Genomic DNA, 24103 nt, shown 5'->3' with positions numbered 1-24103 from the left:
CAGCGGAGGGCAATACGATATGAGCACTCAACACGACACGCCGCGTCGGCTGCGCCTGGGCATGGTCGGTGGTGGCCAGGGAGCGTTTATCGGCGGTGTGCACCGTATCGCCGCCCGATTGGACGACCACTACGAGCTGGTGGCCGGGGCCTTTGCCTCTGACCCTGAGCGCAGTCGGGCCGCCGCCGCGGAGCTCCACGTTGACGCCGAACGCGCTTACCCTGACTACCAAACCATGGCAGAAGCGGAGCGCCAGCGGTCGGATGGTATCGATGTGGTCGCCATAGTGACCCCCAACCATGTGCATTTTGACGTGGCACGCACCTTTCTCGAAGCGGGCTTTCACGTGATCTGCGATAAGCCAATGACGATCACCCTGGAAGAGGCACAAACCCTCGCCGAGCTGGTGGAGCGGACGGGACTTTTCTTCGGCTTGACCCATAACTACTCCGGCTACTCGTTGGTTCGCCAAGCGCGCGAGATGATCGCCAACGGTGAGTTGGGCGAGCTACGCGTGGTGCAGGTGGAGTACCCACAAGATTGGCTTTCCACCCGCCTGGAAGAGAGCGGCATCAAGCAGGCCGAGTGGCGTACCGACCCCAAACGCAGCGGCCCGGCAGGCTGCTTGGGTGATATCGGCACCCATGCCTACCATCTGGCGCGTTATGTGACCGGTTTGGAGCTCGAATCCCTTGCCGCCGATATGCACACCTTTGTCGAAGGGCGAGCGTTGGATGACAACGTCCATATGCTGCTGCGCTTCAAGGGCGGTGCCCGGGGAATGCTGTGGTCGAGCCAGGTCGCACCGGGCAACGAAAACGGCCTGCAGCTGCGCGTTTATGGCAGCAAAGGTGGCCTTGCCTGGCGCCAGGAAAATCCTAATCAGCTGGAGCATTCGCCGCTGGGTGAGCCCACGCGGCTATTGACTCGCAACGGCCCCGGGCTGGGGGATGCCGCCTTGGCAGCCGCGCGTATTCCTCCAGGGCATCCGGAAGGTTATCTCGAAGCCTTTGCCCAGCTCTACCGTGATTTCGCCGTGCAGATTCATGCCCATCAAAGCGGGGAAAGTGCCCACGCATTGGCAATGCCAACGCCCGGCGTCACCGATGGTGTCGATGGTTTGACGTTCATTACCCGTGCACTGGCCTCGTCCGCCGCCGGTGGGCAGTGGGTGGATATGTAGAAACGGTCTTCGGCAATAACAATAAATGGAAGAGAGACACCTATGAACCAACCTTCAGCGCGCTATGCGAGCCTTGAGCAGCGGGTGGTTTTTATTACTGGAGGAGGCAGTGGCATCGGGGCTTCGCTTACTCGCGCCTTTCATCATCAGGGCGCCCGGGTGGTGTTTGTCGATATCGACGATGAAGCCAGTGAGGCGCTGGTCGAAGAGCTCCGCGTCGAGACCGGCGCCGCGCCGCGCTTTCATCACTGTGATATTCGCGATGTGGCAAGCCTACAGCAGGTTATCGCTGAGACCGGCCAAAACGTCGGGCCAATCCATACCCTAGTCAACAATGCTGCCAGCGATGATCGCCACGCTTGGCAGGATGTCGATGTTGCTTACTGGGATGAGCGCATGTCGCTCAATCTGCGGCCGATGTTCTTTGCCGCTCAGGCGGCGGCTGAACAGATGATGAAAGCCGGCGGTGGTTCGATCATCAACTTTGGCTCGGTTAGCGTGCAAATGGCGCTGGGTGGTTTGCCCGCTTATGTAACGGCCAAAGCGGCGGTACACGGTTTGTCCCGCAGCCTGGCCCGCGATCTGGGCGAGCACAATATCCGCGTTAATACCCTGGTGCCTGGCGCGGTAATGACCCAACGACAGCTCGAAAAATGGATTAGCCCCGACGATGAAGTGACCATTCAAGAGCGCCAGTGTCTAAAAATGCGCCTTGAGTCCCACCATATTGCCCCCGCGGTGCTGTTTTTAGCCAGCGACGAAAGCCAGGCCATTACCGGCCAAGAGCTGGCGGTGGACGCTGGCTGGGCTTAGAGGAGGTCTGTTGGCTATGGTGTAACGCCTCGTTTTGCGTAATGATTTGATCCTTGCCCCTACAAGGACGTTTCGATGCCGCTGAATTGGATGCCCGTAAAATGGACAGATAAGCCCCAACTACCCAAAGCGGAAGGCCGTATAGAAGCGATTGATTTGGCACGTGGCTTAGCCATTGGCTTGATGATCATAAGCCATGCTGTCAGTGGTCTCGTCGGTATTCGTAATGTGCCTGATTGGGGAATGGTGCCGATTCATTTTCTGACCAAGTTCTCCTCTTCGCTGTTCATTATAGTGTTTGGCATTGCGCTGGCAGTGGCATTTCTTGCTCACACTCAGAGCGAAGACTGGCCTAAACGACGGCTCAAACTCTGGCTCCGCGCCGTAGAAGTATGGTTCTGGTACAAAGCGCTGACTGTTTTTGAAATGCTTCCCTACTACCCACCTAACGAGATCGTCGATGCCTTGCTCTATGGGCGCTTTGCGATTTGGGTCGAAATCTTAGGTTTCTATGCCATTGCGCTGCTTTGGGTGCCGCTGATGTTACCGCTATGGGCGCGGGCGCCGCTGTGGAGCCGACTCGCTACGATTGGTGCGTTAATCGCCCTTACCACTTGGCTGCAGAGCCTAACGTTTGGCGGCAACGATATTCTGAAAGCGCTGCTGGTGGATCATGAAGACCACTATGCCTGGGGGCAGATCAGCCGCGCACCGATGATTCTAGTCGGGCTGCTTATCGGTGAAGCACTACTTCGCTGCTATTTTGAACCGACTACTCGCCAGCGCTTAGTGCTCACACTGCTGGGGGTAGGCGCGCTAATGGTGGCAGGATTTTATGCGCTGGCCTTTGCCAATGGCGATGTGCACGCGGCGATGCTCGCCGTGGCCAACAATGTCGGTAAGCATCCGCCAGGACTTGAGTTTATGCTGTTTAGCTTAGGCGGCGCCTTGGTGCTGTTAGCCCTGGCGTTAGCCGGAGGCGCCAAAGTAGCCAAGGTATTAATGCCGTTGACGATTGTCGGTTCCGATGCCCTGAAAGCATTTATTTTCCATATTGTGATGATCTTCTTAGTGCTGCGCTTTTTGTGGGAAGGCGAGGGAATGTACACCTATCCACAGGCGCTTGGCGTAGGCGGGCTGTTGGTATTGGGCGCCGCGGCATGGATTTGGGTGACCCGATGGATGGCGAATCACCGTTAAACGCGATAAATACTTTTGGAGCTTACGATTTGCGACACTGGATTCAATACGGGCTTATAGCTTTCGTGCTGCTGATGGCACTGCCCGTGCAGGCCGATGGGTACGAAACAAATTGGTACTATGAGGTCGATAAAAAGAGCGCCTGGCAGGGCGATTTAGCCTCTCGTTTGAAGGCTATCGAAGGGGTATTTGAGGGCCAACTGGGCGTTTATGTGCAAAACCTTGCCAGTGGCGAAGCTTACTCCTGGCGTGCCGATGCTCCTTGGTATTTAGCCTCGCTGATTAAAATACCGGTGGCGGCGCAAGTGCTGGCCGAACGTCAGGCAGGCACCCTGACGCTGGATGAGCGGCTAACGCTTGCCCAAAGTGACTTTGTCGATGGCGCGGGACCTACCAACTGGCACGACCCCGGTACGCCCATCTCCATCCGCTACTTGATGGAGCAGATGATTACCGTCAGCGATAACACCGCTACCGATATGTTGATTGATCGAGTGGGGCTGGATGCCGTCAACGAGCGCGCTCGTACCATGATCGCGGCAAGCGGCGGCAACCCTGACGAGATCGGCCCCATCTCTAAACTGGTCGGCGTGCGCCAGGGCGTTTATGGCGAGCTTCACCCTGATGCGCGCGCGCTTGGTGGAATGGATTTTATCGCTCTGCGCCAGCATGCGGTAAGCCAGCGTGCCCAGGCGTTGGCCCGCGCGTTAGGCGTTCGCACAGAATCCTTTACCCAGCCCGATTACGACCAGGCGTTTGATGCCTACGAAGCCACCGGCGAAAACGTGGGCACCTTACGCGCCTTTGGCGACTTACTAGCTAGCCTGCACGGCGGCATAGATGACTTAAGCGCCGAGCAGCGACAAACCCTATTAGCGGTGATGCAGCGAACCAGTTCCGGCAAACGGCGTCTTAAAGCGGGCCTGGGGGAAGGCATAAACTTTGCCCATAAAACCGGCACTCAGCAGCGGCGCAGTTGCGATGCCGGTATTGCCGAGCGTGCCAACGTTGAGACCACCACCGAAGGGCCGTGGGTGATCGTTAGCTGTACTCGCGGGCCAGCGGCGGTAAGCGCTCACGAGCGCGCCTTGGCCAGTGTCGGTGAAGCGTTGCGTTATAGCGGAGCCCTGGGTAAGCCGTGGTAAACTACTGCCCCGAATGATTCTCAGAACCTACTTAGTCAGGAGCAACTTATGACACAAGCCAGCGCCCGCCACATTCTAGTCAGCAGCGAAGAGCAGTGCCTAGCACTCAAGAAAGAAATCGAAAACGGCCGTGATTTTGCTGAAGTCGCCAAAGAGCACTCCAGCTGTCCCTCCAGCCGCCAAGGCGGCGACCTCGGCAGTTTTGGCCCCGGCCAAATGGTGCCTGAGTTCGATAAGGTCGTCTTCAATGACGAGGTCGGCCAAGTGCACGGCCCGGTGAAAACCCAGTTTGGTTATCACCTGCTAGAAATCACCAGCCGCACTTAACTTTTCCTAACCAAACGCTCTTAATTTCGCCTAAAAGGCCGTCAAGCACCGCGGTTGTTAAACCGCGGTGTGAGGAGTACGCCTTGAACGACCCAATTATTACTATTAGCGGCCTGAATAAAACCTATGAAAGTGGCTTTCAGGCGTTAACCCATATTGATTTAACCATTCACCGTGGCGAAATATTTGCGCTGCTTGGCCCCAATGGAGCAGGGAAAACAACGCTGATTAGCGTGGTGTGTGGCTTGGTCAATCCCACCGCTGGCCATGTCATGGTCGATGGGTTCGATAATATTACCCACTACCGCCAGGCCCGTGAACGCATTGGATTGGTGCCCCAAGAGCTGACCAACGAAGCGTTTGAAACCGTCTGGAACACCGTCAGTTTCAGCCGTGGTCTGTTTGGCAAAGCGCCTAATCCGGCCCATATCGAGAAAGTGCTCAAGTCGCTGGCGCTCTGGGATAAGCGCAACAACCGGCTCATGACGCTCTCGGGCGGCATGAAACGCCGTGTGTTGATCGCCAAAGCGCTCTCCCATGAGCCGCGTATTCTATTTCTGGATGAGCCCACCGCCGGGGTCGACGTTGAGCTGCGCCGTGAGATGTGGGATGTCGTGCGCCAACTGCGCGATAACGGTGTGACGATCATATTGACCACCCACTACATCGAAGAAGCCGAAGAGATGGCCGACCGCATCGGCGTCATTAATCGCGGTGAACTAGTGCTGGTGGAAGAGAAAGCTGCGTTAATGAGCAAGTTGGGCAGCAAGCAGCTAACACTGAACTTACACAGCCCGCTGACAGAGATACCTGCGAACCTACAACGCTTTGAACTGAGCTTAGCCGCTGAAGGGTTTGAATTGATCTATACCTACGATGGCAGCCAGGAAGAGGACGGTCACGCGATTTCAGAGTTTTTAACTGCGCTGGAGCGGGAAGGGGTTACCTTTAAAGATCTCAATACTCGGCAAAGCTCGCTTGAAGATATTTTTGTCGATTTGGTTAAGGAGCGCGCATGAATCTTCACCCCGTTCGCGCCATCTATATGGCCGAAATGGCCCGTACGCGCCGCACGTTACTGCAGAGCATTGTCTCGCCTGTCATCTCCACATCGCTCTATTTTGTGGTGTTCGGTGCCGCGATCGGCTCGCGGATCAGTGAGGTCAATGGGGTTAGCTACGGCGCCTTTATCGTGCCGGGTCTGATTATGCTAATGCTGCTGACGCAAAGCGTTTCCAACGCCTCCTTCGGTATCTTTTTCCCGAAGTTTTCCGGCAGTATTTATGAGCTGCTTTCAGCGCCTATTTCACATTTAGAGATAGTGATTGGCTACGTGGGCGCGGCAGCTTCAAAATCGATCTTGCTGGGGCTGATTATCCTGGCGACCTCAAACTTCTTTGTGCCGCTGGAGATTGCTCATCCCTTTTGGATGCTCTTCTTCCTCGTGCTAACGGCGGTCACCTTTAGCCTGCTCGGCTTTATCATTGGTATATGGGCGGATGGCTTTGACCGGCTACAGCTGGTGCCGCTGCTGGTGATCACGCCGCTGACCTTTTTGGGCGGCAGCTTCTACTCTATTGATATGCTGCCGCCGTTTTGGCAAACCATCACCTTGGCCAATCCTGTGGTGTACCTAGTGAGCGGCTTTCGCTGGAGCTTTTACGGTATTAGCGATGTTAGCCTAGCGGCGAGTGTAGGCATGATTACCCTGTTTCTGGTCGCTTGCCTCGTCACGATTGGCTGGATTTTTCGCACCGGTTACCGCCTTAAACCCTAATTCACGTTTAACTTCTGGATGCTAGCAGACCCTTATGCCGCTACTGCAAAGTATTGTGCACCGCCTCGACCCGACGCTAGACGGTGAGCGCCTAACCCTAACCGCTGCGCCCCAAGAACAGACGGCCCCCAGCGATGACCCAGTGATGACGAGCCTTGTGGGTGCGCTCAACGACACCTACAACACCAAGCCCAAAGGCTGGGGGCGCTTTGCCGAAGAGGGGGAGCAGGCCGGGCCGCTTGCGGTGTGGCTGCGCGCTTACCTTGCCGGTGAACAGAGTTTTGCCGAGCTCTCTTTGGCACTGGCCGAACGGCTGGCCAAGCAGCTTCAAGAGCAGCTGTCAGTCAGTGGTTACTTAGTGATCAGCCACCAGCGCCAGGGCGATACGGAAACCCTGCTGATCGCACTGGTTCACCAGCGTGAAGGGATTGGCATTAATTCGGAGCACCACGCCGTGCCCGCCGCACAGCTCAATACCAGCCAGCTTACGCTGGCGGCGCGCATCAATCTTACCCAGTGGCAGAGCGATGCCCCGAGTGCGCAGTATGTTTCGTTCCTAAAAGATCGCGGCGGCAAAAAACTCGCCGAGGGCTTGGTTGCCTTACTGGGCATGGAAGAGGGCGTCGACGCACCAGCGGAAACCCGCACGCTACTAAAAGCGTTTAGCGATTACGTCGAGAAAGAGGATTACGACGACGAAGTGAGTCGTGAAAAAACCGACACGCTGGTCGATTACGCCAATGAGCAATTGCGCCGTGGCGAGCCGATGACCCTAGAAGAACTTTCCGGCTTGGTCAACGAGCAGCAGCCCAAAGCGTTTTACGAGCATATCCGCAACGCCGATTACGGGCTCTCGCCAGAAATCCCCCCAGATAAGCGCACCTTGAGCCAATTTCGCCGCTTCACCGGGCGCGCGGGCGGCGTCTCGATTAGTTTTGACTCCCACTTGCTCGGTTCGAGCATTGAGTACGATGCTGCCCAGGATCGCTTAATCATTAAGCAAGTGCCCAAGCAATTAAGAGAGCAGCTCACCAAGCAGGATTGAGGTAAGGATATCTAGCCAGAAGAGCTCTATGCTAGATTCGAGAAGTTGAAATAGGAGCTTGCATGAGCGAAGCGGATACCTCCCGACCCGCCGACCACGACAGCCCTTGGAAGATGGCGCTGGAAGGGTACTTCCAAGAGTTTTTGGCGCTATTGTTCCCAGCCATTCATGAACAAGTGGATTGGTCGAAAGGCTTTAGCTTTCTCGATAAGGAGCTACAGCAGATCACGGCGGATGCCAACAGTGGTAGGCGTTACGCTGATAAGTTGATCAAGGTCTATGCACAAGATGGCAGCGAGACTTGGGTGCTGATCCACGTTGAAGTTCAGGGGGAGCCGGAGGAAGCTTTTGCTGAGCGAATGTACACCTATCAGTACCGGCTCCGTGACCGCTACGGGGTGGATGTGGTGAGCTTGGCGGTGTTGGCTGATACCCGCGATAGTTTCCGGCCCACCACTTTCCACTATCAGCGTTGGGGGTGCGAGCTGACCTTTACCTTCCCCACGGCTAAACTGATTGATTGGGAAGCTCGCTGGACGGAGCTGGAAACCAGCGACAATGTCTTTGCGCTGGTGGTGATGGCCCAGGTCTACGCTAAGCGATTGAAGGACGGCGCTACGCGCAAAGATGTCAAGATTGCTCTCATTCGGCTGCTGTATGAACGGGGCTACAGCCGTGAACAGATTGTACGGTTGTTCAATATTATCGACTGGATGCTTCAGCTACCGAGAGCACTGGAGTCCGAGTTTGTCCAGGCGGTCTACGCCATACAGGAGGAAAAACACATGCCTTATGTCAACACTGTTGAGCGCTTTGAGCGAGAGAAAGAGCGTCAAGAAGGGCGTCATGAAGGAGTGGAAGGTACGTTGCGTAAGCAAATCGCCTTAAAGTTTGGCGAGATGCCCGATTGGGCAGATCAGCGCCTAACATTGGCTTCAGACGCACAGCTAGATGAATGGGTAGTGCAGATTCTGACGGCAGATAGCTTGGAAGTTCTGCTTGATCAGCACTAACCATGCTAAATGGATACCCCAATGCTGAATGCCATTAGTGATTTTTTCCAGCGCACGCTGGCGCAACCTGAACAGCGTGAAAACCAAACGCTGACGCTGGAGCTTGCCACCGCCGCGCTGCTGTGTGAAATCGTCCGCGCTGATTACGACACCACCGACGAAGAGCTGGCCACACTGCGCAGCATGCTAATTGAGCGCTACCGACTAAGCGAAAGCGATGTAGAAGAGCTAATGTCGCTTGCTCAGGCGGAAGTAGATGAGGCCGTTGATCACTACCAGTTCGTTAGCCTGATTAAAGAGCACTATAACTACGGCCAGCGCTGTGAGCTGGTGGCACAAATGTGGCAACTGGCTTGGGCCGACGGCAATGTTGACCCGCTAGAAGAGCACCGCATTCGCCGCCTCGCGGATTTGCTACATGTCAGCCACAGTGATTTTATCCGCACCAAACTGCACGTAGAGGAGCGCAATAACCACGATGCATAACCGCAATGAAGACTCGAATTTAATGGACCTAATTGACTCAATAGAGAACATGGAGCAGGACGCTCCTCGAATCAGCGTTGATGATGTGGTTTATGCCGTAGGTCGGCGCTCGTTTGGGCCGCTCCTGCTGGTGGCTGGCTTAATTACCCTGACGCCGATTATTGGCGATATACCCGGTATGCCCACGCTGATGGCCGCGCTGGTGTTGCTGGTGTCAGTACAATTATTAGCGGGTAGTGAAACGTTTTGGCTGCCTAAATGGCTATTAAAGCGCTCAATTTCGCGCCAAAAGTTTGATAAAGGCATTCATTACATGAAAAAGCCCGCCCGCTGGGTGGACGGGCTGCTGAAGGTTCGTCTGCCGTGGCTGACCGGGTATATCGGTATCCGCGTAACGGCGGTGGTATGCCTGCTTATCGCACTCGCCATGCCGCCCATGGAGTTTATTCCCTTTTCAGCTAATGGTGCGGGGCTGGCGCTGTTGCTGCTGGGCTTGGGCTTGGTTGCCCGCGATGGCGTGGCGCTGCTGCTGGGGTTTGCGCTGTTTGGCGCTACCTGCGCCTTTATCGCGATGAACCTGCTTTAACAAGGAACGGTGTAATGTCAGACGCTTCACCACCCACGCCACCTAAACCGCCGGAAGAACAGGGGCACTGGGAGCGGCGCATAGAAACGGCGCTATGGAATTCGCGCTTTTTGGTCATGCTGGCGGTGATACCCAGCCTGTTGGGTTCGTTAATGTTGTTTATCGTCGGCACCATGGATATCTTAAAAGTGGTGGGCGACGTTATCATCTACTACCTGCTGGGCAGTTCGCAGAACATTCACGATAGTTTGGTGCCCGATATCATTATCGCGGTCGATATTTATCTAATTGCCATCGTGCTGCTGATATTTGGTTTAGGTGTTTACCGGCTGTTTGTCTCCCGTATTGATCAAGCGGAAGTGCGTTACCCCCGGCACCCTTTTAACGTCGCATCGCTTGACCAACTGAAAGACAAAATTGCCCGCGTGGTGATTCTGGCAGTGATTATTGAGTTCTTCCGCGCCGTGGTGGATATCCGCTTCGCAACGCCCCTGGACGCTATCTACCTAGCGCTTTCAGTGCTGGCACTGGCAGCAGCGCTCTATTTGATGAGCCTAGGCCATAAAGGCGAGTAAATAAGGCTGCATTGGCTGGCTAAGCGACTACTCATTGGAGGATAACAGCCCCTCCACGAGCCCATTCAATTGCTGCTGAAACTGCCCGCCCGGCGAGGGTGGGTTGGGGTCTGAGGTGATCACGACCGTCATTTCCCGCTCGGGAATAACAAACAGCGCTTGGCCACCATAGCCGCGCCCGTAGTAAACATTTTCCCCCGCTAACTGAGTAATAAACCAACCGAAGCCGTATCCGTCGCCTGTCCAGCGAGAGGTGCCGCGCGGCTGCCAAGAAGTTTCTACCCAGCCTTCCGGCAGAACCCGCTTTTCATTTCCAGACTCATCAATGACTAACCCATTGTTGCGATATAGCTCACCCACCTCAATCAATGCGCGTGGCGAAAGCTGCATATCATTGCCACCAAAATAGATGCCTTGTGGGTCGCGCAGCCAAGGGCGGATAGTGATATTGAGCGGATCGCCTAGCAGGCGTTGTGCAAGTGCATGGGTCGTCTCACCGCTGGCATGGGTGAGTGCGGCGGAAAGCAGATGGCTGGTGCCGGTTGAGTAGAGCATTTCCCCGCCGGGTTCATCCACAAAAGGGCGAGTAATGGCATCGTTAACCCAGTTGTCACTGGCTACCCAAGCGCCATAGTGACTGCCGGAGGTACGCTCAAGCCCCGCCTGCAGTGCGAGTAGATGGGCCACCGTGATCTCGCTGACTTTTGGATCAACACCGCTAGGAAGATGCTCGCCAAACAAATCCACCATGGGCTGCTCGACGGAGTCGATAATATCCGCCTCAATCGCCGCACCAGTGACCGCTGCCAGCACGGTTTTGGAGAGCGATTTAATATTGGCAGGCGATGCCACACCCGGCCCACCTTGATGATGCTCATGGATAATCTCGCCATCGTAGGCCACTACCATGCTGTGAATGCGTTCAAGCTGGCGGGTTTGCTGGTCTAGTGCCTGGAGTGCTGTTGCAGAGGGTTTATTTGCTGCCGCGGCAGAAGTAGTAAAAAACGACATAACAGCAAACGAAACAAGTAAAGCAGTAACGCGCATCGCAATACCTTCAGTATAAGTGGCAAAGGTTCGAGGCTAAGAAGCCGAAGAGGTTCCGCAACAGATAGCCGCGAGCATTAAGGTTAGGTGGTACTTTCTGCGCCTGTGACTGGAAATGAATATTTATATTAATGGCTCATTTTTGAGCTTTTATAGCCAATTTTAGTATATAGTAGATCATAAATGACCCTTTATTGAGAGAGCTATTATGGCCCTGATTCACTCTCTGCTTGCGCCTGGCGAACTGGCCCAGCAGGTCGGTGCCAACGCACGGGCAGCCCGATTGGCGCAGAACCTTTCCCGAAGAACCTTGGCGCAGATGGCGGGTGTTTCCGAGTCCACTATTAAACGATTCGAGTCTCATGGGCAAATAACCCTAGAAGGACTTGTGCTCATTGCCACGGCACTGGGCGCGACAGGTCAAATTGCCGAACTATTCAAGCATGAACACCCAGTATCCCTTGAAGAAATCAAACGGACAGGTCGCACCCGGGGGCGAAAATGAAGCGGATCAACACCATAGAGGTGCTGCTAGCAGGTAACCCAGTAGGGGAACTGGTCGCTAGTCGACAGGGGATCTACTTTGCCTATCACCCCCAGTGGGTGGCGGAAGGCTTCAATTTGTCGCCCTTGAATATGGCTTTTACTACTCAACCACAAAAGGCGGCCGATCCACTTCTTTTTGCTGGTTTGCCGGGGGCATTTGCTGACTCGCTGCCAGATGGTTGGGGAATGCTGCTCATGGATCGTTATTTTCTTGCCGAATATGAAAAAGACCGGAGAGACATTTCTCCTCTTGACCGGTTGGCTTACATGGCCGACAGGGGGATGGGAGCGCTAGAGTATCGCCCCGTTCTCGAGCGCACCGTCGATGAAGACAATGTCGACTTGGAGCAACTTTATCAGGCCTCTCATGCTGTCTATGAAGGTGAGACTTCATCCACTCTGGATGTCCTAAGGTTGGCTGGTGGTTCTCCGGCCGGTGCCCGGCCCAAGGTTGTCGTCGCTTTGTCTCCTAATGGACGTCATTGCAGTACCTCTTTCAAAGACCTTTCGGCTGGCTACCAGCACTGGCTAGTGAAATTCCGCGCACCCACCGAGCATCGGGACACTGGTGCCATTGAGTACGCCTATTCATTGCTGGCAGAGCTTGCTGGGGTGAAAATGGCTGCGAGTAGGCTGATTGAGATCAACTCTGCAACGGGCATCGAACGTTTCTTTTCCGCTCAGCGTTTTGATCGCAATGGTAATAGCAAAATTCACATGATGACGGCTAGCGGTATTCTCTATGCTGATTACAGCGCCCCATCGCTGGACTATTCAGACCTGTTGAAGGCAACTAACGCGTTCACCCGCCATTCAGAAGACGTTGAGCGAATGGCGAGGCTGATGGTGTTCAATGCCCTGACCCACAACCATGATGACCACGCAAAGAACTTCGCTTTTTTGCATGATCAGGGGCGGTGGACGTTGGCGCCAGCTTATGACCTTACTTATGCCCCTGTTAGGGGTTATGCAGATGAGCACACCACCTCTATCAGCGGCGCAGGCGTGGCTACCCGGAAGAAGCTAAAACAGGTGTGCGCACCCTTTCGGTACTTAGATCCGGATCTCTACATTGAGCAAACCCTTGATGCCCTTGCTGGGTGGCCGACCCTTTGTCATGAATTAGAGATCGATAACCAGCAGCAGAAGCTTATTCAGCGCGCCTTTGACGAAAAATACCAACACCTTGGATAGCACTGGAGTAGTCACTTTCGGCTAGAGGGAGGCAGCGGAATTACGCAAAACAAGAAAAAGCCTGCTAGGATGGGGGTGTTGGCTCATGGGTAAGCAACCCGTTGATTTTACCTAAAACGCAATAAGCAAGGAGCGCCCTATGCGTAACATTATCTACATTATTGGCCTGATCGTCGTTGTGCTGTTCATTCTGTCGATGCTTGGCCTACGCTAAGCCTCAAACAATAAGCCAAGCAAAAAACCGCCCACACGTGAAAGCTGTGGGCGGTTTTTTTATGCGCAACGTTTATTAACGATGAGTGGCAAAAACAGGGAAGCGAGGGTTAGTCACAAAAGTTAAGCGCAATCAGCAGCACCCTGACCAAACATATCAAACATCAGCTCGCGGCCAAGGCTGGTCAATACAAAGCGGCCATACTCATTAAAAGTGGCGGCTTCACTAGTTTCCATCACTTGCTGGCAGGTCGCCCAGGTGGGCGCAGCTGCGCTAAGCGCGACAAGCTCGCGTTGGGCTAAGCCGCGCTGGGGCAGGGTGATGGTTTCTAGCACATGACCGTGGTCGTAAAGCAGTTCAGCGGCAATCGACAAACATTGGCGAAGGCTGCGTTGAACGTTCGCAGCGGTTGGCAGCCCACGAGACGCTTGGAGAGGGCGTTCTGTTGCCAGCTCGGGAGGACTAAGCTCTAAAGACATTAGTTCTGGAGGCATCGAATGATCTCCTGCGGTCAGCCCAATAGGGGCTTGTTGCAGCGCATTATAGACTAAGGGCGATGTTAGACCAAGGTCTATCATCTGCACCCGCGTTCAAGCGCTAGCGCTCATCAACCTCAAGCCAATGTGCTACCCTCGCTGCAACGTATCTTAGCGAGTCAATGTGTCATGCATATCAGTGTATTCGGAACCGGTTATGTCGGCCTTGTCGCGGGCGCTTGTTTAGCCGATGTGGGCCATCAAGTCACCTGCATGGATGTTAACGCCGAGCGGATTGCGCAGCTTAATGCGGGCGACGTACCGATTTTTGAGCCAGGGCTTAGCACTATCGTTACCCACAACGTAGCCGCAGGGCGCTTACGCTTTACGACCGATGCGGCACAAGCCGTAGCAGATGGCGAGTTGCTATTTATCGCCGTGGGAACACCGCCCGATGAAGACGGGAGTGCCGACCTACGTTATGTGCTGGAAGTGGCGCGCACCATTGGCCAGCATATGGATAGCTACAAGCTGGTGATCGATAAATCGACCGTACCGGTGGGAACCGCCGAAAAAGTCCAGGCCGCTATTAGCGAGGTGCTTGAACAGCGCGGCGTATCTCACGCCTTTGACGTTTGCTCCAACCCGGAGTTTATGAAAGAAGGAGCGGCGATTGAAGATTTTACCCGTGGCGCACGCATTATTGTCGGCACGGAAAGCGAGCGGGTGAAAGCGCGGATGCAAGAGTGCTATGCCCCCTACAATCGCAACCACGAAAAACTGATGTTTATGAGCGTGCGGGCCGCCGAGCTGACCAAATACGCGGCCAACGCCATGCTCGCCACCAAAATTAGCTTTATGAACGAGATCGCCAACCTTGCTGAACGGCTGGAAGTCGATGTCGAAGACGTGCGCCGTGGCATTGGCAGCGACCCACGCATTGGCTACCACTTTATATACCCAGGCTGTGGCTACGGCGGCTCCTGCTTCCCCAAAGATGTTCAGGCGTTAGAGCGCGCCGCGCGCCAGTTAGGCTATACGCCGGAACTGCTCAGCGCCGTCGAAGCGGTTAATTTGCGCCAGAAACAGACCCTGTTCACAAAACTGCAAGATAACTTAGGCAATCTAAGTGGCAAAACCATAGCGGTGTGGGGCTTGGCGTTTAAACCCAACACCGATGATATGCGCGAAGCCCCAAGCCGCACGTTGATGGAAGCGCTATGGCAAGCGGGGGCGAAGGTGCAAGCGTTTGACCCTGAAGCGATGGCGGAATGCCGCCGCCTTTATGGGGAGCGGGATGACCTGATGCTAGCGGGCGACCGGATTCAAGCCGTGAAAGGCGCCGATGCCCTGGTGATTTGCACCGAGTGGAAAGAGTTTCGCAGTGTCGATTTCACCTGGCTAGCTGAGCAGCTAACCAACAACGTCGTTATCGATGGGCGTAATTTGTACACGCCCGACGCCGTTGAAGAGGCAGGGCTGCGTTACATTGGGGTGGGGAGAAAGAGTAATTAGGACGTGGCGTTACTAGCGGACCTTCCTTAATACTTCGAGCGTGCATTACGGACTGTTACTTGGCATTACGTCTTAATACGAAAAAAACAGCCAAATATTCAAGTTATAGTTCACTTAGCCGTTATATTAAGGTAATTGTATTAAAAAATAGTGTTACGCATAGCTTTAAGAACAAGCGGTAATGAGGAGTACCAAGCGTAGCAAAACGTATTCAAAAAAGGCATTGGTTTTATGGCTTCTATTACATCGCTTGGCGTTGGTTCTGGTTTAGATCTCACAAGCTTATTAGATCAACTGCGTGAAGCAGAACAGCAAAAGCTGGTGCCCATTCAACAACAGGTTGAATCTGAAGAAGCAAAAATATCCGCGTATGGACAGCTAAAAGGTGGCTTGTCGCAACTACAGACTGCGGCATCTGCACTTAATAACCCTGAGCTTTATGGAGGCTTAACCACTTCTGTAGAGGGAGATGGGGTTCGTGCAACTAGCAGTGATGAAGCACAGCCGGGTCAGTATGCTGTTGAAGTAGAGCAGTTGGCTACTGCTGGCAGTCTTGCAACTGAGCGCGTTACAGCACCAGATGAAACGATTATTGATGGTGATACCGAACTGACATTTACGCTTGCAGACGGCGAGTTGGATCCCATCGCTATTGCAAGTGGAAGCTCTCTCGAAGGTATTCGTGATGCTATTAATACAGAAAGTGATGGTCGCCTGAACGCGTCTATTATCAATGATGGCGAAGGATATCGGTTGTCTGTTAACGCAACAGAAACAGGTGCTGATGCTAGCATCCAAAGCACGAATTTCAGTGACATCTTAGCCACCGACGTTACCACCAGTGATGCGCAGGTAGTGCAAGAAGGTCAAAACGCCCGTATTAACGTAAATGGTATCGGTATTGTCAGCTCTTCCAATCAGATTGAAGGTGCTATTCAGGGGGTGACATTAGATCTAAACGAAGCGAATACGTCTAACACCATCACCATTGCACAGGACAATCAAGCCATCAAGGAGGGAGTACAAGCCTTTGTGGAAGCGTTTAATACGCTTAAAAGTTCCATTGGCGATTTAACAGCGTTTGATGCTGCCAGCGGCCAGGCGGGCCAACTGAATGGTGATAGTGCGACTCGCGTTGTTGAGTCAACGCTACGTGGGGTGCTCAGCGGGATGATGGAAGGGGAAGGCTTACAAACCCTTTCCGACGTTGGTATTTCTCTGCAGGTGGATGGCACCTTAGAGCTAGACGAGAACAAGCTAGATAATGTTATTGGTAACGAGCCTGATGCGCTGGCGAATTTCTTTACAGGAGCCGATAGCAAAAGTGGTATGGCGGGTCAGGTCAATGAGGCTATTGGACAAATGCTGAATGATTCTGGAACTTTGCAAAGCGCCATCAGTGGGTCTGAGCGGCGAGTAGAGTCTTTTGGTGAGCGTTTTTCCCGCACAGAAGGTCGTATCGAGGAGACGGTAGAGCGTTACCGAACACAATTTGCGCAACTGGATACGCTGATGTCTCAAATGAACTCTACCAGTAGCTACTTGACCCAACAGCTTTCAGGGTTGAATCAGCAGCCATCACAAAATTAGCCAAAACAGTAAGTTATCATAAAAATAAATAAGTACGAAGCCAGGTTAGCCAAGCCTAGCTTTTCTCGTTTGATACTAAGAAAAAAGGCTAAAGTTATCGCCTTTTCTGCCGATATACTTTATATGGACAATTTTAGTTAATTATATGGAGAACTGGGCCAATGGCTACGATCACCTCTCTTGGCGTTGGATCAGGGCTAGATCTCACTGGTCTATTGGAACAGCTACGCGGTGCAGAGCGCCAAAAGCTAGCGCCTATCACGCAGCAGAAAGAGCAGCAGACTGCCAAGATTTCTGGCTACGGGCAGTTACAAAACGCTTTGTCTCAGTTTCAGACATCAGTGAATAAACTTAACGATCCTGAGCTTTATCAAAGCTTATCTACCGAAATACGCGGCGGCACTGCTATTAAAGCGACAGCCAGCAGTGAAGCGACTGCAGGACGTTATGATGTGGAAGTTACTCAGCTTGCGCGTGCTGGCAGCTTAGCAACGAATAGCATTCAAGGAGATGATGCGCTTACTAGAGAGCTCACGGGAGCCGGAGCAAGCCTCACGCTGGACTTCGGTAACGATGCTGCTGGCAAACCTACTACCTCTCGTACGATCATCCTGACGAAAGGAGGCTCTCTCGAAGCTATTCGCGACCAGATCAATGATTTCGACTTTGGTGATGGGCCTAAAGTGAACGCTTCTATTGTTAACGATGGCAGCGGTTATCGATTAGCGCTTAGCTCTGCTACTACAGGCAAAGAAGCCTCAATTGATGGTATGACCTTTTCGGAACTTGCGGTTGATGAAGTGCTTGCTGCTGAGACCGCTTATGAAGGTCGCAGCGCCGAATTGAAAGTCAATGGGATTGCGATCACCAGTGAAACCAACACCGTTCAAGGTGCTATCGCTGGCGTCACGCTTAATTTAGAAAAAGTGACCGAACCAGATAGCCCTAATACCGTCGTCGTCGCGCGTAATACTCTGGCCGTGCGTGAAGCGGTTGAAGGCTTCGTAAAAGGCTACAACGATCTTAAAACCAAAATCGGTGAGCTAACCGCCTTCAACGGCGGCGGTGATGCGGCAGGTGATTTGATCGGCGACCGCGCCGTTCGTGCTATTGAGTCTCAGCTGCGCTCAGCACTGGTAGGTAATGTGCCTGGCGGTGATATTACTCGCCTAACAGATATCGGCATTGAGCTGAAAACAGATGGCACGCTTGAGCTTGATTCAACCAAGATGAGCGATGCCGTAGCCAATAATCAAGATGCCGTGGCTGCGTTTTTTGCAGGCGAAAGTGATGATACCGGCATGGGCGGGCAGGTAAGCGAAGTATTAGAGAGAGTGTTAAGCGAAAACGGCGCCTTAGGTAGTGCCCAACGTAGTGCCGAAGGGCGTATCGAGTCACTGAACAGCCGCTTTGAGCGGACTGAAACGTCTATCGAGCGCACCGTTGAGCGCTACCGCCAGCAGTTCACGCAGCTCGATATGATGATGGCGCAAATGAACGCAACAGGCGACTATTTGGCCCAGCAATTGGACATGATGAATTCGCAAATGAAAAATAATTAGTAGTTTGTGAAGAGTTAGCCTTCTTTCTATTAGCCCCTGTCTTCATTGCAGGGGCTTTTTATTGGCGTTTTTGTAGCTAGCTTCCAGCTAGTCGATGTAGGCCTGCTGCTAATGAATAAAGAGATAGCAAGCACTACTGCTTGATACATTTCATTACACAAAAAGTGCATAAAAAATTTAAGTAATTCCTCTGCCTGCCGTTAATTAATATAACGGCAGCAAGCCGTCAGGCAGGCCGATCAGGCCAGTAACTATACGTAGGAGATTCACAATGTCCGTTATCAATACAAACATCACAGCGTTGATTGGCCAAAACAACCTGAAAGGCGCACAAAGCTCGCTGCAGCAAGCGCAAGAGCGTCTGTCTTCTGGCCTGCGTATCAACAGCGCAAAAGATGACGCCGCTGGCCAAGCCATCGCCAACCGTATGAGCAGCACCGTAACTGGCCTGAACCAGGCGGCGCGTAACGCTAACGACGGTATTTCTCTGGCGCAAACCGCTGAAGGTGCGCTGGATCAGGTTAACGACAACTTGCAGCGTATTCGTGAGCTGACCGTTCAAGCACAAAACGACACTAATACTGCACAAGACATTGATTCCATCCAGGAAGAAGTTAACGAGCGCTTGAAAGAAATTGATCGTGTAACGACACAAACACAGTTTAACGGTCGTGACCTGTTCTCTGCCGATGCAACTGCTTCATTCTCTATCCAGGTTGGCGCTAAAGATGGCCAAATCATCAAAATCGATGTTGGCTCTGCATCTAGCTGGAATAAGTTAGATGATACAGCTAGTACTGCTGTACAAGGTGGTTTCAGTGCGTTCGGTACAGGTGATGGCCGTACTGTGGCAGCTTTAGGTTTTGATGTATTAGAAGGACGTGCAACTGGTGCAGGTACTAGTACTGCAATGGCTACCGTAGACACAATGATTGCGTCTATTGACCAAGAGCGCAGTAACTTAGGTGCGATGCAGAACCGTTTCGAAACAGCACTGGACAACATTCAAACTACGTCTACCAACCTGCAGGGTGCTCGTTCGCGTATCGAAGATGCCGACTACGCTGTAGAAGTATCGAACATGACGCGTGCCAACATTCTTCAGCAGGCAGGCACTTCCATGCTGGCCCAGGCGAACCAAACCCCGCAGAGCGTTCTTTCTCTGCTCCAGTAAGACCGTTTTAAACCTAAAGAACCCGGGCCAATGCCCGGGTTTTTTGCCGTTTGTAAGAAGCATTTAATCAGTATAGTGGTACATATCCCCTTTATAGATCGACGTAAAGTAGAGACCCATGGCTAAGAAAAAAGTACGCAAGCAGAAATCAACGGTTGCCCAAAATTACACACGCCATGGAGCTGATTTGGGGTTACCTCAAGCAATGGTCGATGCATTTATGGCGCTCTACAACGCCAGGAAGTTGCCACAAGCGCAACAGGCAGCGCAGCATTTGGTAGAACGCTATCCCCAAAGTGCTTTTTCTTGGAAAGCATTAGGTACAAGCTACCTGGAAGCTGAAAATCCTAGTGAGGCATTAAACCCCCTGTTAAAGTCTGTAGAAATCGATAGTAATGATTTTCTAGCGCTAACAAGTTTGGCGGCAGCATTTTATCAAACAGGAAATAGTGAGCAGGCAATAAAGTATCAAAAACATGCTGTCAATTTACAGGAGAAATATGCTCCAGCCAGATATCGCTTGGCTGAAATGCTAAAAGAGTCAGGGTTGCATAAAGAAGCATTAATGCATGCAGAAGAAGCAAAAGTCCTGGGGATTGATAGTTTACGTGTTGAAGTACTAATAGGTACAATTAAATATCAGCTTCGTGAGTTTAGTGAGTCGTTACTTATTTTTGAAAGGTTAGAAAAAGAATATCCAGAAAATTTTGTCATATATAATAACTTGGGAAATATCAACAAAGACTTAGGGCGTCATAAGAAAGCTGAGGCTTATTATGAAAAGTCTTTAGCAGTACAGCCCGATAATTGGATGGCTTACTCCAATCTGTTCTTCGCTAAGCATTATAATGTTAACTCAACTACATCAGAGATTTTGGAGCTTGGCCGTAGCTGGGAGCAGAAGTTTTCTTTACCTAGACTTGGTTTACATAAAAATTCTAAAGAACCTTTAAAAAAGCTTTCCATTGGTTTGGTTTCCTCTGGATTCCGCTTACATCCTGTAGGTCAAATGATTGCCAGTGCTTTAGAAAATAGCCGCTCTGATATTGATTTTTACGCGTACACAACAAATGATAATAATGATTTTGTAACCGAACAGATTAAAAAATCCTGTAAACAGTGGAGTGCAATCCGCTCTCTTACTCAAAAACAGATAGCTCAAAAAATTTATGACGACAATATAGATATTCTAATAGATCTTTCTGGCCATGGTGATGGCAGCTGCTTGCAGGCAATTTCGATGCGCCCTGCACCACTGTGTGTTAAGTGGGTTGGAGGGCTTGTCAATACGATGGGTCTTGAGTCGATTGACTATTTGTTATCCGATCATATCGAGACGCCTCAAGGCGTGGATAGCCAATATACTGAAAAGCTAATTCGTCTACCGGATGACTACATCTGTTATATGCCTTGCGCTTATGCTCCTCCTACATCTTCACTGCCAGCAGTTAAAAATAATTTTATTACATTAGGTTGTTTAAATAACCCTGCAAAAATCAGTGGTCAATTGCTCAATGAATGGGCGCGTTTAATGCACCAGATACCTGATAGCCGACTTCTTTTAAGAGGCGGGCAGTATGAAAGCGAGGATTTCTGTTGCTGGTTATGGGATGAAATGGCTTCACATGATATTGAGCGTAACCGAGTAATTTTAGAAGGGCCGACAGATCATAAAAATTTTATAGGTACCTATCAGCGTATCGATATTGCCTTAGATACTTGGCCTTACTCAGGTGGTTTGACTACTTGTGAAGCCTTATTAATGGGCGTGCCAGTAGTCACCTTGCCTGGTCCCACCTTCGCGGGTCGACATAGTGCTACCCACCTGATTAATGCAGGGTTGCCAGAACTAGTCACTAATAGCTGGGATGAGTATCGTCAACGAGTAGTTGAGCTTGCCAATGACTTGCCTAATTTGGCGGTTATACGTGCGGGACTACGTACTATTTTGCACTATTCGCCCGTATGCGATGCGCCACGCTTTGCTAACCACTTTAATAATGCCCTACGTGCTATTTGGGTACGCTATTGTGATGGTAAAGCCCCCGAAGCTCTCACCTTCAACAAAGAGGGTGAAATGTGGTTTGCTGATGAAGACAAGCTGGTTGAAATACCCGAGGTTTTGAGCGAAGAATTAGCTGAGGATAAGCCATTTGAATGGAAGTTCGATGAGCCAATAATCATTGTAGATAATGCCGCCGTAATGCCGCGTCATCCTGACTACCCTAAATGGATGGCAAGTGGGCATCTGGCCGTAATCAGCTTTGATCCATCTAGCTTGCTCAACAAAAAAATAGATGAGTTAAAAGAGTATGGTGAACTGCATCACTATCCGCATGCGCTTTTAGGCGATGGTCAGCCTGCTACATTATATGCAACGCTAGATGCCGAAAAAGGCAGTACTCTAAAACCACTGCCGGAAGATCAGCAACCAGAATGCCAGCGTGAAAAGCTTAAGGTGCTTGCTGAGTTACCTATAAGCACTGTGGCTTTGGATAGCATTGAAGCATTGCCAAACGTCGATATGCTTGTGCTGGACGATCTGCATGATGCTATGACGGTGCTAAGAAATGGGGAGCAAACTCTAAAAGGTGTATTGTTGATTCAGGTGAAAGTTGCTTTTCAGCCAACACATGAGAGCCAGCCGAATTTAGCGATGTTACAACATTGGGCTAGCCGAAATAGATTTAATTTTTTTCGCTTAGAAAATATGGAGTATAAAGGCTTAGAACTACATTCAGCAGATGCTATCTTCGTTGCAAACGAAATTAATACTCGAAAAAATAAGTTTAACTGGGTTCTTGCAAATCTATATAGGAAGTTTGATAAAAAAAATATAGCAGATCTAGATGTATTAGCAGGTAATGGTGTTCAATCTAAAATGTACCATTATAAGGATGGCGATGAGCATTTTTTTATTAATCATCAAAAAGGAGAAATGAAGAAGTTGTTGATTGTATGCTCGCGCGGCGAAACATTCATCAAACCTATTGCTGAAATATTTAACAAAAAGCTTGATGTGGAGTATTGGCATCTTGATTACAAGTTGCCGGATATGAAAAGGCTTCAAACACTTATGGACTGGTCGGATGTGACTTGGTTCGAATGGTGCGATGAAGTTGTGGTAAAGGCGAGTAATGAAATACAAAAAAACTGCAAGGTGGTGTGTCGACTACATGGATTCGAAGCCTTTTCTCAATGGCCAAATAAGATTAAAAGTGAGTTTTTGGATCAATTGATATTTGTTTCTGAGCATACACTGGAGTATGTGAAAAGTCGCGGGGTGAATATACCTTCTACTGTTATTCATAATGGTGTGGATATAGAGAGATTCAAATATGAGGAGCGAGCCCCAGGTTTTTCCTTAGCATTTGTTGCGTCATTAAAAACTGTTAAAAATCCTCAGCTTCTTGTTCAAGTGGTGGACAAGTTAGTAAAGATAGACAAAAGGTATACGGTGCATGTTGCAGGGGAGATTAGTGACCCAATTCTTTATCGTTACATAAAACACATGCTAGAGTCTCTGCACATAAAAGAAAATGTGGTTTTTTATGGTCATGTCGAAAATATTGATGCATGGCTTGAAGATAAGAACTACTTAATTTCCACAAGCATTTCTGAATCTTTTGGCTTTAATATCGCTGAAGCTATGGTAAAAGGAATTAAACCACTGATACATAATTGGCCAGGTGCACAAAAACTTTATCCTCAATCATTGGTTTTTAATACGGTTGAAGATGCTGTTGATATGATTTTATCTGGTGACTATAGGTCCAATGAATATAAAGATTATATTAAGAGAAAGTATGCCTTGTCAAAACAGATTTCGGAAATAGAAAAATGTCTTGTTGAGGGAAAAGGCTTAGAAGTTAAAAGCTCTAGTGAAGATATTTGTCATTTTGTATATAATGGAGAAGATGTTAATTTTTATTTGCCTAATAAAAATGATCATATACAAAAAATGATTATTAGAACAGGGACGTTTTATGAAGTATCCATGTTAGAAGACATGCTCGACAGATTTAAAAAGGGTTCTGTTATAATAGATATTGGGGCAAATATAGGAAATCATACTGTATTTTTTTCGAAATTTTTAAATGCTTGCCATGTAATCGCTTTTGAGCCAAATATTGATACTTTTAACATTCTAGCGGAAAACATTAAAATTAATGGAGTTGATGAAAAAGTAGATGCATTTAATTTAGGTGTTGCAGATTCTGATGGAAAAGCAAGTGTAATATTTTACGATCCTAATAATATTGGTATGACGAAGATAGGGATGAGCGAAGAGGGAGAGATTAATGTTGTTAAGCTAGATAATTTCTTAAAAAAGAACGAGAGGAAGAGCGTTGGTATGATTAAATTAGATGTTGAAGGTATGGAGTTAGATGTTTTAAAAGGCTGTAAAAAATTGTTAAATGATAGTGCTCCTTTGCTATATGTTGAAGCCGGAAGTGAAAGTGATTTTAATGCTGTGAGTGAATATCTAGAAGGCTTTGGTTATAAGGCAGTAAAGCGGTTCAATGCAACTCCTACTTATTTATTTGAAGTGTTGTGATATGTTTGTATTGATTGAGTAATAGTAATGCTTTGAGTCTTGCTTTAAGGGCAGGAGGGATAAATAAAAGTCCCTCC

The 24103-nt window shown here is 50.6% G+C and carries 20 protein-coding genes and 1 pseudogene; 19 read left to right on the top strand and 2 right to left on the bottom strand.

Annotation, left to right across the window (positions count from 1 at the left end):
• Window positions 1-19: 19 nt before the first annotated feature.
• From ACWI0H_RS18195 to ACWI0H_RS18140, 12 genes and pseudogenes are all read left to right on the top strand, one after another.
• Complete coding sequence (locus tag ACWI0H_RS18195) at window positions 20-1183, top strand: Gfo/Idh/MocA family protein (protein ID WP_485874149.1); 1164 nt, start codon at window positions 20-22, stop codon at window positions 1181-1183.
• Between the two features lie 42 nt (window positions 1184-1225).
• The gene (locus tag ACWI0H_RS18190; RefSeq protein ID WP_485874148.1) at window positions 1226-1996 is read left to right on the top strand and encodes an SDR family NAD(P)-dependent oxidoreductase; all 771 of its coding nucleotides are present in this window, start codon (window positions 1226-1228) and stop codon (window positions 1994-1996) included.
• 75 nt (window positions 1997-2071) lie between these two features.
• On the top strand, window positions 2072-3196 hold the full coding sequence (locus ACWI0H_RS18185) for a heparan-alpha-glucosaminide N-acetyltransferase domain-containing protein (protein WP_485874147.1): 1125 nt from the start codon (window positions 2072-2074) through the stop codon (window positions 3194-3196).
• A gap of 74 nt (window positions 3197-3270) precedes the next feature.
• A complete protein-coding gene (locus ACWI0H_RS18180; protein WP_485876266.1) occupies window positions 3271-4341 on the top strand; it encodes a serine hydrolase in 1071 nt (356 codons plus the stop codon).
• Window positions 4342-4386: 45 nt separating this feature from the next.
• Window positions 4387-4668 (top strand): annotated as a pseudogene (locus tag ACWI0H_RS18175) (peptidylprolyl isomerase); the annotation flags it as partial.
• 83 nt (window positions 4669-4751) lie between these two features.
• Window positions 4752-5687 (top strand): ABC transporter ATP-binding protein, encoded by a 936-nt coding sequence (locus tag ACWI0H_RS18170; protein ID WP_101146426.1) that lies wholly within the window; start codon window positions 4752-4754, stop codon window positions 5685-5687.
• Window positions 5684-6445 (top strand): ABC transporter permease, encoded by a 762-nt coding sequence (locus ACWI0H_RS18165; RefSeq protein ID WP_485874146.1) that lies wholly within the window; start codon window positions 5684-5686, stop codon window positions 6443-6445. Before ACWI0H_RS18170 ends, ACWI0H_RS18165 begins: the two co-directional genes overlap by 4 nt.
• 34 nt (window positions 6446-6479) lie before the next feature.
• Window positions 6480-7490 (top strand): nucleoid-associated protein, encoded by a 1011-nt coding sequence (locus ACWI0H_RS18160; protein ID WP_485874145.1) that lies wholly within the window; start codon window positions 6480-6482, stop codon window positions 7488-7490.
• Between the two features lie 62 nt (window positions 7491-7552).
• A complete protein-coding gene (locus ACWI0H_RS18155) occupies window positions 7553-8503 on the top strand; it encodes an RpnC/YadD family protein (RefSeq protein ID WP_485874144.1) in 951 nt (316 codons plus the stop codon).
• Between the two features lie 21 nt (window positions 8504-8524).
• Window positions 8525-8989, top strand: coding sequence for a tellurite resistance TerB family protein (locus ACWI0H_RS18150; protein ID WP_035561485.1), 465 nt, complete (start codon window positions 8525-8527; stop codon window positions 8987-8989).
• The gene (locus ACWI0H_RS18145) at window positions 8982-9575 is read left to right on the top strand and encodes an exopolysaccharide biosynthesis protein (RefSeq protein ID WP_485874143.1); all 594 of its coding nucleotides are present in this window, start codon (window positions 8982-8984) and stop codon (window positions 9573-9575) included. Before ACWI0H_RS18150 ends, ACWI0H_RS18145 begins: the two co-directional genes overlap by 8 nt.
• Window positions 9576-9589: 14 nt before the next feature.
• A complete protein-coding gene (locus ACWI0H_RS18140) occupies window positions 9590-10150 on the top strand; it encodes a YqhA family protein (RefSeq protein ID WP_485874142.1) in 561 nt (186 codons plus the stop codon).
• A 27-nt stretch (window positions 10151-10177) separates the two neighbouring features.
• On the opposite strand, the gene ACWI0H_RS18135 is transcribed toward ACWI0H_RS18140, so the two are convergent.
• Window positions 10178-11197 carry a serine hydrolase domain-containing protein gene (locus ACWI0H_RS18135; protein WP_485874141.1) on the bottom strand — a complete coding sequence of 340 codons (1020 nt, stop codon included), beginning with the start codon at window positions 11195-11197 and terminating at the stop codon, window positions 10178-10180.
• Between the two features lie 208 nt (window positions 11198-11405).
• Between ACWI0H_RS18135 and ACWI0H_RS18130 the strand changes: the two genes are divergently transcribed.
• The gene (locus tag ACWI0H_RS18130) at window positions 11406-11702 is read left to right on the top strand and encodes a helix-turn-helix domain-containing protein (RefSeq protein ID WP_485874140.1); all 297 of its coding nucleotides are present in this window, start codon (window positions 11406-11408) and stop codon (window positions 11700-11702) included.
• The gene (locus tag ACWI0H_RS18125) at window positions 11699-12937 is read left to right on the top strand and encodes a type II toxin-antitoxin system HipA family toxin (protein WP_485874139.1); all 1239 of its coding nucleotides are present in this window, start codon (window positions 11699-11701) and stop codon (window positions 12935-12937) included. The genes ACWI0H_RS18130 and ACWI0H_RS18125 overlap by 4 nt, the downstream gene beginning before the upstream one ends.
• Before the next feature lie 336 nt (window positions 12938-13273).
• On the opposite strand, the gene ACWI0H_RS18120 is transcribed toward ACWI0H_RS18125, so the two are convergent.
• Entirely contained in the window at window positions 13274-13645 is a 372-nt protein-coding gene (locus ACWI0H_RS18120; protein WP_246286872.1) for a hypothetical protein, read from the bottom strand.
• A gap of 171 nt (window positions 13646-13816) precedes the next feature.
• On the opposite strand from ACWI0H_RS18120, the gene ACWI0H_RS18115 reads away from it, so the two are divergent.
• The 5 genes from ACWI0H_RS18115 to ACWI0H_RS18095 all read left to right on the top strand — a co-directional run bounded on the left by ACWI0H_RS18115 (window position 13817) and on the right by ACWI0H_RS18095 (window position 24026).
• Complete coding sequence (locus ACWI0H_RS18115; RefSeq protein ID WP_485874138.1) at window positions 13817-15142, top strand: UDP-glucose dehydrogenase family protein; 1326 nt, start codon at window positions 13817-13819, stop codon at window positions 15140-15142.
• 231 nt (window positions 15143-15373) lie between these two features.
• On the top strand, window positions 15374-16732 hold the full coding sequence (fliD, locus tag ACWI0H_RS18110; protein WP_485874137.1) for a flagellar filament capping protein FliD: 1359 nt from the start codon (window positions 15374-15376) through the stop codon (window positions 16730-16732).
• 161 nt (window positions 16733-16893) lie between these two features.
• Window positions 16894-18294, top strand: coding sequence for a flagellar filament capping protein FliD (gene fliD / locus ACWI0H_RS18105; RefSeq protein ID WP_485874136.1), 1401 nt, complete (start codon window positions 16894-16896; stop codon window positions 18292-18294).
• A 271-nt stretch (window positions 18295-18565) separates the two neighbouring features.
• The gene (locus ACWI0H_RS18100) at window positions 18566-19468 is read left to right on the top strand and encodes a flagellin N-terminal helical domain-containing protein (RefSeq protein WP_485874135.1); all 903 of its coding nucleotides are present in this window, start codon (window positions 18566-18568) and stop codon (window positions 19466-19468) included.
• 118 nt (window positions 19469-19586) lie between these two features.
• Complete coding sequence (locus tag ACWI0H_RS18095; RefSeq protein WP_485874134.1) at window positions 19587-24026, top strand: FkbM family methyltransferase; 4440 nt, start codon at window positions 19587-19589, stop codon at window positions 24024-24026.
• Window positions 24027-24103 lie beyond the last annotated feature (77 nt).

The organism is Halomonas sp. NYA30 (assembly GCF_976980765.1).
The sequence above is the reverse complement of the archived record's forward strand: the minus strand, read 5'-3'. Positions and strand labels throughout refer to the sequence as shown.